Source organism: Photobacterium galatheae, from assembly GCF_000695255.1.
GTDB lineage: Bacteria > Pseudomonadota > Gammaproteobacteria > Enterobacterales > Vibrionaceae > Photobacterium > Photobacterium galatheae.
Window position 1 is genome coordinate 104,929 of the sequence record NZ_JMIB01000028.1, and the last position, 17,790, is coordinate 122,718.

11 protein-coding genes are annotated in these 17,790 nt (G+C 48.1%); 8 read left to right on the forward strand and 3 right to left on the reverse strand.

Annotation, left to right across the window (positions count from 1 at the left end):
- Positions 1–12: 12 nt before the first annotated feature.
- From EA58_RS14815 to EA58_RS14825, 3 genes are all read right to left on the reverse strand, one after another.
- Positions 13–390, reverse strand: a complete 378-nt coding sequence (locus EA58_RS14815; protein ID WP_036754409.1) for a hypothetical protein — start codon at positions 388–390, stop codon at positions 13–15.
- Positions 391–524: 134 nt separating this feature from the next.
- Positions 525–2,486, reverse strand: a complete 1,962-nt coding sequence (locus tag EA58_RS14820) for a glycogen debranching protein (RefSeq protein WP_036754412.1) — start codon at positions 2,484–2,486, stop codon at positions 525–527.
- Positions 2,487–2,600: 114 nt separating this feature from the next.
- Positions 2,601–3,821 carry a maltoporin gene (locus EA58_RS14825; protein ID WP_036754490.1) on the reverse strand — a complete coding sequence of 407 codons (1,221 nt, stop codon included), beginning with the start codon at positions 3,819–3,821 and terminating at the stop codon, positions 2,601–2,603.
- 1,358 nt (positions 3,822–5,179) lie between these two features.
- Between EA58_RS14825 and EA58_RS14830 the strand changes: the two genes are divergently transcribed.
- The 8 genes from EA58_RS14830 to EA58_RS14865 are packed head-to-tail and all read left to right on the forward strand — an operon-like array spanning position 5,180 to position 17,603.
- Positions 5,180–6,169, forward strand: coding sequence for a hypothetical protein (locus tag EA58_RS14830; RefSeq protein WP_036754415.1), 990 nt, complete (start codon positions 5,180–5,182; stop codon positions 6,167–6,169).
- A 28-nt stretch (positions 6,170–6,197) separates the two neighbouring features.
- Positions 6,198–7,913, forward strand: coding sequence for a non-ribosomal peptide synthetase (locus EA58_RS14835; protein WP_036754418.1), 1,716 nt, complete (start codon positions 6,198–6,200; stop codon positions 7,911–7,913).
- A gap of 18 nt (positions 7,914–7,931) precedes the next feature.
- Positions 7,932–12,329, forward strand: coding sequence for a type I polyketide synthase (locus EA58_RS14840; RefSeq protein WP_036754422.1), 4,398 nt, complete (start codon positions 7,932–7,934; stop codon positions 12,327–12,329).
- The gene (locus EA58_RS14845) at positions 12,326–12,835 is read left to right on the forward strand and encodes a 6-carboxytetrahydropterin synthase (RefSeq protein ID WP_200872188.1); all 510 of its coding nucleotides are present in this window, start codon (positions 12,326–12,328) and stop codon (positions 12,833–12,835) included. The genes EA58_RS14840 and EA58_RS14845 overlap by 4 nt, the downstream gene beginning before the upstream one ends.
- Positions 12,832–13,602, forward strand: a complete 771-nt coding sequence (locus tag EA58_RS14850; protein WP_036754425.1) for an alpha/beta fold hydrolase — start codon at positions 12,832–12,834, stop codon at positions 13,600–13,602. The genes EA58_RS14845 and EA58_RS14850 overlap by 4 nt, the downstream gene beginning before the upstream one ends.
- Positions 13,603–13,607: 5 nt before the next feature.
- Positions 13,608–14,240 (forward strand): GTP cyclohydrolase I FolE, encoded by a 633-nt coding sequence (folE, locus tag EA58_RS14855; RefSeq protein WP_081819698.1) that lies wholly within the window; start codon positions 13,608–13,610, stop codon positions 14,238–14,240.
- Positions 14,240–15,862, forward strand: coding sequence for an ABC transporter transmembrane domain-containing protein (locus EA58_RS14860; RefSeq protein ID WP_036754427.1), 1,623 nt, complete (start codon positions 14,240–14,242; stop codon positions 15,860–15,862). The genes folE and EA58_RS14860 overlap by 1 nt, the downstream gene beginning before the upstream one ends.
- Positions 15,774–17,603, forward strand: coding sequence for an ABC transporter ATP-binding protein (locus tag EA58_RS14865; RefSeq protein ID WP_081819699.1), 1,830 nt, complete (start codon positions 15,774–15,776; stop codon positions 17,601–17,603). The genes EA58_RS14860 and EA58_RS14865 overlap by 89 nt, the downstream gene beginning before the upstream one ends.
- Positions 17,604–17,790: the final 187 nt, after the last annotated feature.

Below are 17,790 nucleotides of genomic sequence, written 5' to 3' on the forward strand. Positions count from 1 at the left end.
GTCAGCAGTTCCTTATAATCCGGACGAATGTTGTAACTGTAGAAGATTGTGTTTCAGAGAAAGGAATTTGTCGGTATGGCTGTCGCCGTAGAATTTTTTCAGCGCCAGAAGCGGACAGTACAAATAGTCCAGACAGATGCGGCGAAAAATTCTCGATTGATGCCGGTTGTCGATTGTGTTCAGTAAATGAAAAAAGACCCGTCGCAGAAATAGTTCCTGGAGTAACGGGTTTTTGACTGGTGTTGGTTGTCCGTAATAAGCGGCCAGATTCATGCCCGCCTGCGTCATATCAATGATGATGTCCTGCTCATATCCCGGAATCAGAGGGTGGTTGAGAAAACGATCTTCTGCCAGGAAATATTGCCGGTACAGCTCTCTGGTTTTATCCATAAACGCTCCACACCTCAATAAAATAATGATAATTATTATCATTACCATGCCTGAGTTTCAAGCCTGCTTTCTGAAGTTTATACGAGGTCGCAGGCTTGACGGGTGAAAGCACCATGAACAAAGTTCAGTTGCAATTAGTTCGGTGTTCGATGAAGGATGATCATGGAATGCGGGCGAACATAGGTGGAGGCTTGTCGGAGCGTTTTCAGTTGAGGATGTAAATCGGCAGTATCTGTCAGGCATGTCCAGCATGTATCGGGCAGGGGAAATCGAACGGGACAGGCATCTGAATTGAATAAATACATCAGGCTTTCATCATCCGGTTTACGGATCAGACACGCAAAAGGCGCGTTTTCAGCCCATGCCTGTTCAGACAGCTTTTCTCCGAGGGCATTGATCCATTGAATCTCAACCGGCTGCTCCCAGTCTGACAGTGCTTGGGTGAACGCAGGCATGATTTTTTGCCGTAATGCCAGCAATGACTGGCAATACAACGAGAATCTGTTCGACTGCATGGTATTTTGCCAGTTGATCCAACTGATCGCGTTATCCTGGCAATAAGCATTATTATTGCCCAACTGGCTGTGTGAGCGAAGGTCGGCACCTAATACGTGAGGAATGCCAAAGCTGAAGAGCAGGCTGGCCATCAGGTTTCGTTTCTGTTGCTCGCGTTTTTTGACAATAGTTGTAACGTCGCTTGGCCCTTCAATGCCATGGTTATTCGAACGGTTATCCGGGTGGCCATCCTGATTGGCTTCACCATTGGCATGATTATGTTTATCACCGTAGGAAACTAAGTCCTGAAGCGTAAATCCGTCGTGGTAACAGATATAATTGACGCTCATTTTTGCAGGCCAGTTTCGGGAAGGGAAGTGCTGCTGTGTGCCAAACAGCAAGGAAGCGATTTCAGTGTTGGTAGCGCGTTGCAGCCAGTAACTTCGCCAGGTATCACGGAATGTATCATTGCATTCATGCCATGCTTCCGGGAACTGGCCCAGCTGATAACCATTCGGACCGATATCCCAGGGTTCAGCAATCAGCTTGACCCGACTCAGGACAGGATCTGTTTGGATTGCATTGAAAAATTTAGCGTAACTGCAAAACGTCTCGTCTTTCCGGCCCAAGGTGGCGGCCAGATCAAAACGGAAGCCATCGACCTGATAGTTCAGAACCCAGTTCCGTAGCGATTGTAATACGGCGTCCAGTGCAGCGGGATGACAGAGATCCACGGTATTGCCACAGCCGGTGAAGTTTTTCAGACTGCCGTCTCGATTGTGCAGGTAAGTGAGGTGATCCAGCGCTTTGAAATGATACACCGGCCCGCCGTCACCTTCTTCAGCTGTATGGTTGTAAACGACATCCAGAATCACTTCGATCCCGTGGGCGTGCAGGGTTCGGATCATGGTTTTGCACTCAGTCACCGGATCTTCCATGGCAAAGCGACGGTCCGGTGCTGACCATGCCAGCGGATTATATCCCCAGTAATTCGAGAGTCTTTTCGCCTTGAGATGGCTTTCGTCTGCTTTTGTCGCAATGGGCAACAGTTGCAAACAGGTGATGTTGTTTGTCTTGAAGAAAGAAATCATTGCCGGATGGCAAAGACCCAGATAGGTGCCCCTCAGCTCGGGCGGGATATCCGGGTGGAGGAAAGTGAACCCTTTGAGATGAATCTCACTGATCACCGTGCTGTCCAGTGGCGTTGCCGGATGTGTCCCGCCTTGCCAGTCAAAGCGATGACAGGTTGTGAGTGCAACCCATTCAGGTGTGTCGGTTTCAGTGTCTGCATTCTCAGAGAGTCGGCGCATGATTTTGTGACGCTGTAACACGTTGTGTGCATGTGGATCCAGCAACCACTGACGCGACTGACTGACCGGGTCTATCTGATAAAAACTGTAAGCTGTATCTGCCTGAAGCGCGGGAATGAACAGAGACCAGTCTCCGTTGTGCTGCTTGACCATCGGGTGTGTTTCCGTGATCTGGCCGTCACTGCCGAACAATGCCACATGCAGTGAATGGCTGTCGGGGCCATGCAGGCGAAAGTGGCAGCCTTCTGTAGTGAGTGTTGAACCGAAAGCCACTTTGGGCGCTAAGCTCATGTCGGCTCCTAAAGTAATCTCGGACTCAGATGTCTTCATGCAAAACCTCAAGGGCTGAAATAAGAACAGCCAGTCAACAAAGACTGGCTGCTTGGAGGCAACATTAAACGGTGATTACCACCAGGCTTCGACCTGAGCACCAATGTTGTATTCGGTGTCGTTGCCCGTACCAAAGGCGTTATCGTTATCGTAGTCAGACAGGTAGCTGGCGTAGAAGCGCAGTTCAGGACGCGCCCAGAAGCCAGGGCCAGCAGTGAATGCCTGAGCGATGGTCAGCTTGCTGCCAGACTTGTCGATAATTGAACCATCTGAATTTTTGTAATTTGCTTCATCGTAGTAGCCCGCTTCGACGATGGTTTTCACGTTATCAGACCATTTGTATTCCGGGCGAACCACGGCACTCATGATTGTGTGATCATCGCGGTTGTCAAAACTGGTTTTTGCATAAATCAGCTGATGGCCGACTTCCCAGGACGCTGAAGGTGCAATCACACCCCAGTTAATCAGGCGATAGCCCAGCGCGTCATCATTTGAGCTTGCATTAAAGTAGTGACCTGCGCCCAGACCGGCCATTTGTTCGCCATACCCGTTTGCACCCGCCTGAATGGTTGATTTGTTGAAGCCGCCAAAAAAGTCTCCGATAGTCAGTTCACCAGTGAGCATCGCACCATCATTGAAGGTTTCTGTGGCTTTTTGTGCATCGGTCGCATTCACCAGCGCGTAGTTCAGACCCAGTTCCAGGCTCAGGTTGCGTGACAGTTTGATCTCAGAATAACGCAGGTCAATGTGATTGACGTTCACTTCATCGGAGTCATCACGAATGACAGCAAAGGACAGTTTACCCAGACCCGCGCCCAGGTTTTCAAGACCGGCACCCGCGCCAGAGAGATCCCAGTAGTAGAAATCAGAAATGTGGATGTCGTGACGCTGGTAGTAACGCTTACCGACCCACAGTGTGGCGTCTGCATCACCCGGAATGAAACCTTTTGCCTGAACGTTGAACTGGCGCAGTGCGATGTTGTCAGACCCATCATCATTCACACCCAGACTTTCCCAGTCACTTGATCCGTCGGTTGCAACGGCGAGCATTGAGTCGACATAGAATGATTTTCCATTCTCGTTATAGACTTCTTTCCCCAGTCCAAGTTCGCCGTAAACATCATTCTCGTTACCGAAACGGCCAACTTTGTTTTTCTCATAAGCGAAAGGTGCACCGTTTTCACCGCTGATACCAACACCGGCACGCATATACCCATGAAAATCGACTTCTGCATAAGTTGCGGCAGACATCAATGTTGCTGAGACGGCTGCTGCTGTCAGACAGATTTTGTTCAGTTTCATTGCATAACTCCTTGATGGATACATTTTTTATTATGTTGCTCTGCTTCGACAATGGCCTGAGCAGGCAATCAGAGTGACCGGTACAGAGCTGTGTCACCCTGATTTGTTCGTCCCTCAGCGGAATGGCTGCACTGGCGCAAGAAATTCCGAGTACATTTTGCACAGAGGGCGTCCGATTTGGATGGTTTTATTCTGCGCCTGTCATCAAGCGGTAACATCCTCCTTTAGGCCCTTGATTCACGGAGGAGTCGGGGGGATGAGTGCGGAGATCACACTTTGTAGGGGAGGACCGCTCAGCGAGGTTGATGTAGAGATTTTTTGAAGGATTGATCACGAAATCGCTTTATTGAAATGACAAAGCAGTTAAAAAACGAAAGCAAGATCACTGTTTGTCGGGGAGGAGGCTCTCGAAGTCGATGAGGAAGTGTTGTTCAATCGGTCAGGAAAAATCAGCGTTAGGCGCACGTGAATTCCGTGAACGCGGGCAGTGTTTCAAGTTCTGGCAAGCCATACCATCAATATGAAAATTGTGTTTTGTATCATTTACATTTTTCTGTTGGATATATTGTGTTTTTCATTTTTTATAAGTGGAGATATTGACACATTTGGTGCGCATCGATAGTGTCCGGACGTTGTATCAAGGTTATTTCCATTACAAATTTTTCATTCCAGTTCAGGGATGATAAACAGTTTTTTCTGCGGTTCTATTGAAATGAGAATGGAAACTTAGACGCAGACTCATATTTTGAAAGTTGATAAATTTCATGCGCTGTAGATTTGAAGATTCAAATATTCTGATGTGAGGTTGTTGTTATTCTTAGGGTGACTCATGATATGTCACCGATTACAAATAAGAAATTTAAGACAATGAAAAAAGAGTCAGCTTGGGTAAGCGGTACTGTGAGAAAAATGCACCTCAGTGTTGTCAACTTTGGTTTTTTTTCGGTTATCTTACTGAGTGATACTGCGGGAAATAGCTTGTTACCATGAGCGGCTGTTTATTGAAACAAGAAATGTTTTATTAAAAAAATATTTCTTGAAATAAAGACGAGTAGTATCTTTTTTTGTGGTTTTAAAAATCTTATCTTTTGCGGTGATCCACACGTTGCGAGCAGAGATGGGCAGGTGTACTGTTCTAAAAATTTATTTTCAAACCTGTTTTTACAAACCTGTATTCAATAGAAGAGCCGTGTTGAATTGAGGGGATGCAGTAGATTTCGTGATTTCGAATCTGATGCAATGTTAATTGAATCATTTCTGTGGCGGACACTTGAATACATCCAGAAAATGCAAGTGAGCGTTTTATTGTCCACAGATGATTGATTTCATTTATTTTAGGGATGATGAGAAAGATGAAAATAGAATTACCGTTACCCGTACCCAAGGCATCTGCTTACCAGTACTATGCGTTTCCATTGGCTGTGAATCAAACGATGCACCACAGTCGAGATTGGATCGCCTCCAATTTTATTCAGGTTGAATTTGACACGCGAGGGGAGCATGCGCCGGTACCATTCAGCTTCACGATGAGTGACTATTCGGTGAACCCGCTTTTGGATGTCATGTCGATGTCGATGTCATGGTTCGAAGACGGCGATATCGTTGATAGTCTGAAAAGAGCCCTCAGTGATGGATGGTATATTTATACTTTTTTTGATGAGTTCTACTTTCCTTCAAGAGAGTCTTACCGTCAATGGGAGTTTGTACATGATGCGCTCATCTATGGTTATGATAAAGAAGCGAATGCGTTTCTGATTTATGGCTATGATAAGGATCTGCTTTTAACCTCAGTCTGGACTCACGAGAGAGAAATATATGCAGCCTATATGAGTGCTATGCAGAAGGATCTCTCGCATTCCCGGGTTGTCCTTTACAGGCCAAACCCTCGAAAAGAATATCCAATCAATCTTTCACTGATTACGCGCACGATTGAGGAATACCTCTCCGGGTTCAATACATCTGAACATTTTGCTGCAGGTTATGTTCCCCGCGACTTTGTATACGGTGTGGAAACATACGAGCCACTGAAGGAAAGTCTTGCGCAGGAATTCAATGATGGCGAATTTTTAAATCTCAGAAACATGCAGGTTTTATGGGAGCATAAACGCCTGATGCTGGATCGGTCAGTTCGGCTTTCGGAGTCTATCCCTGCGATCGGAGAATTAACGCCCGAGTTCAATCATCTTGCTGATTTTACGAAAAGTATCCGGAATGCGCTGGTGCAAAAACGATTCTCAGGATCGTCTCTCAATCGATTGGAATTGATCGCGGATGTGGATGCGTTAAAACGCAAAGAAATCGAAGCTTTATCTAAATTTCATCAATTGTTAGCAAAATATTGATCGGTTTATATTCATCGAGAATTAGGATATGGATTTATCACTTCTCAGCCTTGTTGGGCTGGCAGATTATTGGGAAGCCGAAGATCATTTACGAATTGCTGTCACAGATGGCAAAAGAGCGCTGACCTATGCGCAATTAACTCAGGCAATGTCCGATCGTTTTGATGAAATTCATCAATGTGGTGGCGCAAAATTGCTCCGGATAAATCGTGCGCGAACCATTGATTCATTGGTAACGATTATGACTGCCTTACAGTACGGCATTCCCTTTGAGGTAGGTGAGTGTGCTGATACTTGGCAGCCTGAATCAGAATATGTTTGGCCACCCTATATTACAAAGCAAGATGAACCCGCATATATTATGTCGACCTCTGGAAGCTCTGGTGCCGCAAAGCAAACGCTGGTGACTCGACGTGGCTTGCAGACGGTATTTACAGGATTGCAAACGGAATGGCGTGAAGATATCCCAGACTATGCAATCTGGACGCAGTTGCATCCCATGACATTTGGGTATTCAATTTGTGAAATTCTGGGTTGTCTGATGTTTAAAGGGACATTGCGTATTCTGCCTCGTGAAGAGCCGCTCACCCTGAAGGCACTTGCTGACATCGTGAAAACAGAAAGTACCGTTGTTTCCTGTTTAACACCTTCAGAGTTGAATCTCTATGTTGATCACTTTCCGGAATACATCCCTTCTCATATTATTTTGAGTGGTGAACCTGCACATCGTATTTCATGGGAAGCCGCTTCTCGCGTTTTAAAAGACAGTGGTTCTACTGTCATCAATACGTATGCTGCGACGGAAACGTCAGGACAGGTCACTTCACATGTGATTGATGCTGAGAATTGGCCATCCGTACGCGCTGGTTATGTCGGTAAAATGATCTCTGGCATTGACGTTCAAATCCTCAATGACGAAGGCAGTTTTATTCCGCCGTCTGATACGGAATCAATCGGAGAAATTATCGTATCCGGAGATTCCATTGCTGCCGGTTATCTGCATAACAGTGTGATGCATCATGAGAAATTTAAATCGTCTCCCGAGAGAAGGTTTAAAACAGGCGACCGTGGGCAGTGGGCAGTCGGTGGTGGCCTGTTCGTTGTTGGCAGGGCATCACGGACCCTAAAGCTGGCTGGTGTATGGGTTGACCTGGATGACATTGAACGGGCGTTATTGGCGCAAGCGTGGATCAGTGAAGTCGCGACATTTTATGATGAAATGACTTCTGTCGACGGCAGTATGTATGGTCGATTGAATGTCGTCTGTGTTCCCCGTAAAAACGATCCATTGAAAAGTATTCACCGTGTGATCGCAGACATACTTCCTCAACCTGTCCCTGTTTGCGTTCATACCGTTCAAAGTATTCCTAAACTTCCAAACGGAAAGTTGGATACGAGCCAATTGAATACAGGCACGGCGCCTGATGCCAAAGCGCCGATATCTGAACAAATTATTTTTATTTGGCGGCAGTTACTGGGCGATTCTGTTCGCCTGGATACGGACGTCTTTGCGACAGGTCTCGATTCTCTTGGTGTGGTTGTCTTTATCAAACAACTCGAAGGGATCACCGGCACCAAAGTTCCGGTTCGATTGGTTTTTGATCATCCCGTTATCAAAGATCAAATCTCTCAATTCTCTATGGGTCTGAATCATTCAGTCAAACAGCGGCCCAGAAAACAAAATGCACTCGATATTCAGAATAAGGCAGCCCTACGTCGCAGTGTGCGTCAGCGTAATCAATAAATAATTATGGAGTACAACATGAGTTCATCGAAAGTTGCAGTGATCGGCTACGGATTACGTGTCCCAGAGGCGCAGGATGCCGATGCATTCTGGGAAATTATTTCTAAAGGCATGGATGTTGTGACAAGAGCTTCAAGCAACGTGGGTGCGACCGCAAGCGATCGCGTCCATGCCTATGGTCTTCTGGAGGGCTTTGAGCAATTTGATGCTGAATACTTTGAATATTCGCCCAGAGAAGCAGAAGACATTGATCCGCAACAGCGCCTTTTGTTGCATTGTGCCGTTGAGGCACTTGAATCTGCTGGCGTATCCCCGAAAAAGATTCCCTATGATATTGGTGTTTGGGCAGCCAGTGGATTGAGTGGTTATTTATTACACACCCTGGATCACTCACGCAGTGGCATGGATGCGACTTCTCAATTGATGGGGGGCGACGGACATTACGCTGCGACGCGTATTTCTTATAAATTGGGTTTAACCGGGCCAGCAATGGCGGTGGGTTCTGCATGTTCCTCGTCTCTTTTGGCGATACATTCAGCCGCACAGGCGATCCTGAATGGAGAAACCGATCTTGCATTAGCTGGCGGGATGGATATCGAGTTTCCGCAGCCCATGAGTTATCTCTTCCAGGACGGTGGGATCTTGTCTTCAGACGGTGTATGTCGCCCGTTTGATTCCGCCGCGAACGGCACCGTCTTTGGTTCCGGTGGTGGTCTGGTTTTGCTGGCAGATCTTGATACTGCCCTGAAAGAAGGGTGGCCGATTTTAGCGGAAATCGCTGGCTCGGCAGCCAACAATGATGGTTCAGACAAAGCATCATTTTCAGCCCCTAAACCGTCACGACAAGCCGATGTTATCTCTCAGGCACTGACTGTTGCTGAATTATCTCCTGAAGATGTGGGGTTTATTGAATGCCACGGAACAGGGACGCTATTAGGTGATCAAAGTGAACTTGAAGCCCTTGCCTCAGTGTTTGGGCATGAATCTGGCATCGTTTTGGGTTCAGCAAAAGCGAACTTTGGACATTTGCGTGTCGGTGCGGGTGTTATCGGTTTTATCAAAGCATGTGAAACCATTGCTCATGGTGAAATGGCACCAATGGCAAACCTCAGTCATCCGGTGAATGCCGTTGCGGAACATGGTTTTATCGTTGAGCCTGCTGCAAAAGCGCTGAATTTTGATCAGCGTAAAGCGGCTGGTGTGAGTTCATTTGGTTTTGGCGGAACGAACGTCCATGTCGTTTTAAAGCAGAATTCAACACGTGTTTTCAAGGACTCGCAAGGTTCCACTGATGCCGCAGTGATACTCCCGGTCTCTTCGACAAGTCCTGATTCATGTATTTCAAATGGCATCGCGTTATCTGATTTTATCGAAAGACAGGAAGGCATCGATTTAGGCTCGGTTTCCCATACCCTGTGTCAGGGCCGGGAACACGGAAAATACCGATTGGCTGCGATCGCTGCTGATGTTGCGTCGGCTGTGCGTGGATTACACGCAGCACCGGATGCGTCGGTAGAAGGCTGGGTGGCTGAGAAAAACGCGGTTGTTTTCCTTTTTTCTGGCCAAGGGACAAGTTTGATGAACCTGGCGCGGGGCTTATGGAACTGGGAACCTGTTTTCACTGAAAAACTGGTGGAATTGGCAACCTACGCCGGATTGGATCGGACGGCTCTGGCGCAAGCCATTTCAGGTCAGGCCTCATTGCCTTTAGGCATTGAACACGCGCTGCATGTGGCTGTTCAAATGGCCATTGTTGCCCAGTTGCGTGCACGGGGTGTCACTGAAGCCTATACCGCTGGCTATTCACTGGGTGAGTACGCTGCGGCAGCAGTCGGTGGCGCTGTGGACGAAAAAGCGGTCATTGAAGTACTGCTGAAGCGGGGTGAAGTGTTGGCGCAGGCACCTCAGGGTCACATGTTTATGGTGGCGTCCTCTCCGGAAGAGATCAAACGATTCGCGCCCCGTACATTCACGGCTGCTCGTATCGGTGAAACACGCACACTGATTTCATGTCATCCAGACAGTGCCAACGAGGTGCGCGAAAGTTTAAGCGCAGCGGGGATTGTGTTTATTGAGCTGGATATGGGGCTTCCTTATCATTCGCCTTTGCTTGCTGATGCTGCTGAGCAATTTAACTTGATTTGCCAATCAGCAGAACCGAATGTCGAGTCCCACTGGATTCCGACGCTCAATAGCAGTCGCTCAAATGATCGTGCTTATTGGTCAAGGCATTTAGAAAGTACGATTGATTTCAGAGTGGTCGGTAAAAAACTATCGACACTGACTCAGTCGGAGCGAATCTTGCTGATCGATTTTAGTGACGATGGTTTCCTGAGCAGGGCGACATCCGAGTCTATCTCGTTGAATGAAACCATTCCGCTCAGTTTAAGCGGCAAGAAGTCGGACACTCGCAAAGCTTATCTGCGTGTTTTGTCTCAATTGTGGGTTTCTGGATGCGACATTCATATTGGAACCTCTGAGACAGCTACACCTGAGCTGTCGCAATCGATGATGCGCCTCCCGGCACGACGTTGGGAATGTCAGCCATATCTCAAAGCCTCGCAGTCATCGATGAATGAGAGCGTGAGCGTGAAAAAAGGGCACCGAAAAGTCCAGCGTGAAGCCTCAATAGAGAAATGGGTGTATCAGCCCAGTTGGACACTGAAAATGCGCAGTCCTGAACTGGGCGAAATTTCGGAGCAGCGCTGGCTGGTGTTCACACGAAATAACCCGTTGAGCCAGTCGCTCGTATCGCGGCTTGAGTCTGCCGGTGTTGACTGCGTTTGTTTACCGATTGAACAGTTTACATTTCAGGATGATGCGGCAATTCAAGGGATCATTGGTCAACTCAATCTTGAGCAGACGCCTTTCGATCGCATTGTACATCTCTGGTGCAGTGACGAAACCTCAACGCCAACAGACCTGGAGCCAAGGCTGAGTTTCCTGAATGCAGAGCTGGAACAAGGTTTTTACACACTCTTGTTTGCGCTTCAGGAAATTACCGAGCGGCAAGGCGCTCATCCATTACAGCTGGATATTGTGGCGCATGGTATTCACCCGCTGGACAGTGCTGAATCTGTACCTGAAAGAGCGCTTCTTTTAGGGGCTTCAATTGTACTCCCGCAGGATTATCCATTTATCACTGGCCGATCGATTGATATATCTGACCTGACTGCAGACCGGCTGGTTGATGACGTCTTTGACGAACTCAGTACGATGCAGGTTGATCACGCCGTTGCGTTGTTCAGGCAGCAAAGATGGGTGCGTACCTATGAGCGGGATGTGTTACCTGACCTTCCGAAAGATGAAATGCCGCTCCGTCTTCGGAAGCAAGGTGTCTACCTGATTACGGGCGGACTGGGTGGTATCGGCATGACATTGGCTGAATTTTTGGTCAAACAATGTCAGGCACGTTTGGTTTTAACCGGGTTAGAATCGATTCCAAGCGATGACTCAAGTGACGATCCGCTGATTTGTCAAAGAAAAGAGCAAATCAAAAAGCTGGAAGCGCTTGGTGGTCAGGTCCTTGCAGTGAAGTGCGATGCTGCGGACCCAGGTGATACAGCGCGGCTCTTAGATGAAATCGATACGCGTTTTGGCGGACTGAATGGGGTCATTCATGCTGCGGGCGTTTTCGAAACTCAGCGTGCTTTTAAGAGCATTGCCGAAACCGGCCGTGAGGACTGTATTCGACGATTACTGCCAAAGGTTCAGGGTACGCTTGTATTAGCGGCGCATTTAAAAGGCCGAAAACTGGACTTTGTCATTACTCAGTCGTCATTGTCTTCTCAACTGGGCGGGCTTGGTTTTTATGCTTACACGGCCGGAAACGCGTTCATGGATGCCTTTACGGAAAGGCAACGGAACCAGGATATACCATGGATGACCGTGAACTGGGATGGTTGGATCTTCAGAGAGCGTGGTGATGACGCACCACACCAATCGGTTGTCTCTCCTTCATTTGCATCGCCTGATTTTGGGGTGGTTGCAGAAATTGCCGTGCGTCCAAGTGAAGGGGCGGAGATTTATGCGCGGCTGATGCATACCAAACATCCTCGTCAGGTTCTGATTTCAACCGCGAACTTTAATGAACGAATTTCACAGTGGGTGAACTCATCCCACCATGAGAAGACTGAAGTGGTGTTGAAAAACGCTCAGTCCTGGGATGACCCAGTGGCACGAAAAGTTGCAGACGCGTGGGGTGAAATTTTAGGCGTTGATGAACTTCAACCGGAATCAAATTTCTTCGCGGTTGGCGGCGACTCGTTGCTCGGTGTTTCTCTGGCGCACCGTTTGAGTGTTGAATTTAATGTTGTTCTCAGTGCAATTACGCTGTTTGAAAATGCCACGATTGATCAAATGGTCTCTGTGATCAAAAAAGCTTCTCATCATTCAGGAAAGGAGATCGAGTCATGAGTTCATCCGTAAGTCAGACAGGCGGATCAAGTGAAGCGATGCGATTTACGGTCACCAAGATGTTTGATGATCTTCCATGCTCACATCGCGCTTGGGCACAGCAAGGGAAATGTTCATTTCTGCACGGATATGAACGCGTTTTTACGATTGAATTCGGGTGTAACGAGTTAGAAAAAGACACAGGGTTTGTCATTGATTTTGGCGCGATGAAAACGATTCGAGCGCTCCTTCAGGATCAATTTGACCATACAACCGTGATCGCTGAAAACGACCCGGAACTTGAGCTATTTCAAGCGCTTTCAGAGAAGCAGATAATTGATTTGCGGGTGATGCATCATCCGGGCATGGAAGGTGCCGCAGAGTGGGTCTTCCACAATGTTGATGCATTAGTGAAACGTCAAACCAATCATCGTGTGCATGTTCTGAAGGTCGAGGCGAGAGAATCTCGAAAGAATGCTGTGACCTTTACGCCTCAGCGAGCGCAGGCCAGTGAGGCGAGCCTGTGAGTTCTCAGCAATCAATAAGCGCACCACGAACCTGGCTCGTGCTCCCCGGATGGCGTCAATCTGCCGCGCACTGGCAGCCAGCCGCCAGATGGTTGAGCCGGGATCGGATTTCTCTGGTTTCGGAAAACTTAGGTGCAATGGCAGAAACGTGCATGTCGGAACGGGGCAGCGTCGATCGGCTGGCTGAAATGAGCCAGAAGCTGTCTGAGCGTGCGATTGAAGAAGGTGCTTCTGTGATTGTCGGACACTCGGCCGGTGCGCCTTTAGCGGTTTTAACCGCAGCCCAAGTGCCGGAGATTCGATGTGTGGTTCTTGTTGAACCTGTCGGCGCACACTTTCTGCCCAACCTGAATCATGTTCAGCGGAAAAGCTACGATCGGTTGGCTGAAGTGACTGCAACAACAAAAGGTAGTGAGTATCCCCTTGCGAAGGGGGATACACTTCGATCAATTGAATTAAGGTCGTTAATTGATGCGAATCACAGTGCTGAGACGGTGGGGCTTCCTTCCGTCAACGCTGAACGTGCGACGGTTATTGCCAATGGATTGACGGCACTCACAACGCCAACACTGATGATTCGCGGTCAGGTATCCGGCATTGTCTCGATTGAAGATATCGAGACTCTGGCAGCATTCAATGGCAATGTGAAAACGATTGAAATTCCGCTTGCCGGGCATTCCCCCCATATCGATCGGCCCCGTCAAACGACGGATGCAATGCTTCAGTTTGAAGCGGCGACTTATCAAAATTATTGTGAAAGGATTTAATAAAAATGGATGCCCCAACCCCTGCAATATTGAAAAAACCAAGTGTGTATGCGCCGAAAAATGGCGTGGATAAGGAGCGTATTGAACGTGCAGTTCGAGAAATTCTTTACGCAATTGGTGATGACCCCCAACGAGAGGGCCTGCTTGATACCCCCAAGCGCGTCGCAAAAGCCTATGAAGAGATGTTCTCAGGACTGGCGAGTGATCCTTTTGAGGTATTAGGCACCGTCTTTCATGAAAACTACCGCGATATCGTGATGGTGCGAAATATCGAGGTTTCGTCATTTTGTGAACACCATTTGCTCCCTTTTCGGGGAACCGCAAGTATTGGCTATTTACCGGCGAAAGAGGGCGGTGTTGTCGGGTTATCGAAGCTGGCCAGATTAGTCGAGGTTTTTGCCCGCAGACCTCAGGTTCAGGAACGACTGACCACCCAAATTGCCGATGCACTTGAAGCGGCTTTAGATGCTGAAGGCGTGATCGTCGAGATTGAATGTGAGCACAGTTGTATGTCGTTTCGGGGTGTGAAAAAGTCTGGGTCGACGACGGTGACATCCACGTTGAGGGGCGTATTCCGAGATGACCCACAACAACAAGCCATGGTTCTCAATTTATTAAGGGGTGGAAACAAATCCTGATGAATAATTCTCAGCCAAAGACAGATTCGAGTCTCGTATTTAATGGGGATTTAAGCTCACCTTGGCGGCTGATTCGTGCAGTTGTCGGCCCGCGTTGGTTTCTGATGACCACTGCAATTGTACTGCTGGCGATTGCCGCTTTTGTCCATATGATGATTCCGTGGTTTCTTTCTAAAATCATTGATGATGGACTGATGAAATTCGATCGCGATGCGCTCATTTACTGGGGGGGAGCACTCGCGCTTGTCTCTGCAGTAAATCCAATTGCTTATGCGTTGGGGTATCGTGTGATGGCGTTGTTGGAAGCAAGAGCGCGTCGGCAAGTTAATCATCGTATTAATAACAATGTTTCTTTTCCTGGCGTTGCCCCTCGAACAAGCAGCATGGGAGAAACCGTCAATGTTGTGACCGGTGATAACGAAGTTCTTGCCTCAGTATTCTCCACTATTGGGCATGGGGTCATGAACCTGATTGCGTTCACACTCGGTGTCATCCTGGTGTGGCAAATTCATATGTGGCTCGGCATTGCAATTGCGATCGGGGTGATTGCGACGACAGTGATTGCCGGCCCTTTATTGGGGAAGTTAGAGCAACGCTGGACAAACTATCGTGGCACTCTGGCGACCACAACGGATTTTGCAGCCGATACGATCCGGGGTCTTCGCGTGCTGCGCGGTATTGGCGGTGAGAATAAATTCTTAGCACGTTATCAGAAGCAATCACGGGATCTGTTGGAAGACTCTTACAAACTCTCAAACCAAAGTAGCTGGATCCATGCGTTGCAACAGGCAATTCCGCTGACGTATATGGTTGCCATCATTTGGTTGGGTGCCCGGCTGACATTCAATGGCGATATTAGCGTCGGGGAGCTGAGTGCTGCATTCGGTTATGCGACAGGTCTTGTCATGTATTCTGGCTCGCTGTTAGGCACAGCGCATTCAGTGGTCAGTATTCGGGTGGCCGCTGTGAGAATTTCCCGGTATTTATCTGGCGATAGGTCGTTAAACACTGAATCACAAGCGCCGGAACAAACCGTTGGGAACCCCATTGTGGTTGACCGGGGCCAGTTGACTGTCATCGTGCCTGCAAAGATGAGTGCTGCAAAACAATTATTGATGGACTTTGCTGAATCAGATGATGCACGCGATACCATTCTGGTTTCAGACACAGACTACATTTTTTCCGGAACTTTGCTTGAAGCACTCAATACAACACAAGGTGATTATGAAGCGTCGCTGGCTGCCGTGAATGGCCAGGATATTCAGTCCAGTATCGAATCAGCCTCAGATCAGATGGTTCATGATAAGGGGCTCAACCTTTCAGGTGGTCAAAGACAGCGGCTTATATTGGCACGTGCCATTGCCCGTCAATCAGAGACCTTATTGCTCTGTGATCCGACGTCTGCCCTCGATGCTGTGACTGAGCTTTCGATTGCGCGGCAAATGAAAGAAAGCCGCTCAGGAAAAACAACGATCGTGGTCTCTGGTTCATTGATCTGGCAGTCCTACGCGGATTCGGTCATTCACCTTCGCGATGCTGATTGCGAAAAACACGTCACCCTCAAGCACAATTCAGAGTCTGTGCAGACTCACCCGGCAATGGAGAATCTCAGTCTTGGATAATTCGAATATCGCGCATCATCGATTGCCAATATCAGACACCGCGAAAGTCAGACGCAAGTTTTGTTACCTTATTGGACGCGAAAAGCGTCACGCTTTCTGGATTGTTCTGCTTTATCTGGTTGCAGCGGTTGCCGGGGTATTTATTCCCGTCGCGCTTGGCTACATTATTGATGGCATTTCTCTTGGTTGGTCGGTGAATGATGTTGATCTTGTCTGCTTTGCATTACTGGTGAGTATCGTTGTGCAATTGTTCGCGTCTCGGTTCGGGTACCGAATGGGCCATCGGTTTGGGGAGCGAACGGCTGCGTATCTTCGGGAAACGACCCTGAAACGTGCACTCCAGATCCCTCTGGTCACCATAGAAAGAGCGGGTCTTGGTGATATTTCTACCCGGACCTCAGGGGATGTCAATGCTGTTGCAAATGTGCTCCGTAATACGGGGCCCGGCGTTGTTGCTGCCATCATCGAACTGGGTGTACTTGTCATTGCGGCTTTCATGGTTGCCCCAATGATGTCATTACTGCTGTTGAGTGTCGTTCCGCCTTTATTTTTCGTGGCTCGTGTTTATGTGAAGCAGGCCAATCCGGCGTTTGCGCGTGAGCGTGCCGGAATGGCAGACATTGCTGAATCAATCTCTGCAACAGAAACTGGCGCTCAAACGGTGATGACTCATCAATTAGGGGAGAAGAGACAAAAGATTGGGTCTGTTGCCATTGATAATCACTGGCGCAATCTCAAAAAAATCGTGAACTTGCAAACCTGGTTTATACCGTCGCTTGATTTTGCACATATTATTCCTGTGATTGGGATTTTAGTGGCAGGGGGACTCTGGGCTCTATCAGGTGGAATGAGCGTGGGGGCAGTGGTCGCGTGCGCGATGATTGCGTATCGGACCGCAGCGCCAATTGAGAGAATCATGTATTCTTTGACTGAAATTCAGTCAGCAACGGCAGCACTTGCACGGATTGAAGGACTTACTGAGATTCCTGTTGATGACCGTACATTGACGACAGAACAGTCACAGATTGAACTTCGTGATATGCATTTTTCTTACGAGAATGGGCCTGAAGTTTTACAAATTGAAAAGCTAGACATTTCACCTGGATCTCATCTGGTGATTGTCGGGAGTTCCGGAAGCGGGAAATCAACCCTTGCCCGTGTCATTGCAGGGATAGAACGACCGACTGCCGGTTACGCAAAATTAGGTCATGTGAATGCAGCAGACCTGGAACTCACGTGCCTGAGGAAGAAAGTCATTCTGATCACGCAGGAGACTTATGTTTTTGCGGCGACGCTCCGTGAAAACCTCTCATTTACTGAGACCCCCACAGATGACCAACACATGTGGGATGCATTGCAATTAGTAGGTGCTCATTGGGCATTTGATCTTTGCGGTGGTCTGGATGCAATGATTGAAACCGATGATGTTTACCTCACGACAGGGCAAAAACAGCAGATTACACTTGCGCGGGCTATCGTGGCGAACCCGGACATCATTATTTTTGACGAATCTTTTGCAGCACTTGATATTCAAAGCAAGGGTGAGCTGGAAGAAAGTGTTTTTTCTATTTTGAAGGAAAAAACCGTCATTGTGATTGCGCATAAGCTTGATGTTATTTCTGAGCACACTCGTGTTTTAGTGATGGCGGAAGGTAAGATTGTCGAAGATGGTGTTCATGAAAGGTTGCTTGAGCAAGACGGGATCTATTCGAACTTATGGAAGTCCTGGCGTGCTGAATGAAACAAGTTTCTCTCGTAAATTTGAGTTGTCTTTTGTTCACCTTTAAAAGATCAGGCGGCTTAGGGAGAGGAAAATTGCGCCTTTTTGTCATCCCCGCGAAGGCGGGGAGCCAGTGACTTTTGAGGAAGAACGACGCGGAAAATGAGGGGGGGGGGAATGACTCGGCGGATGACTTTCATCTCGTGCC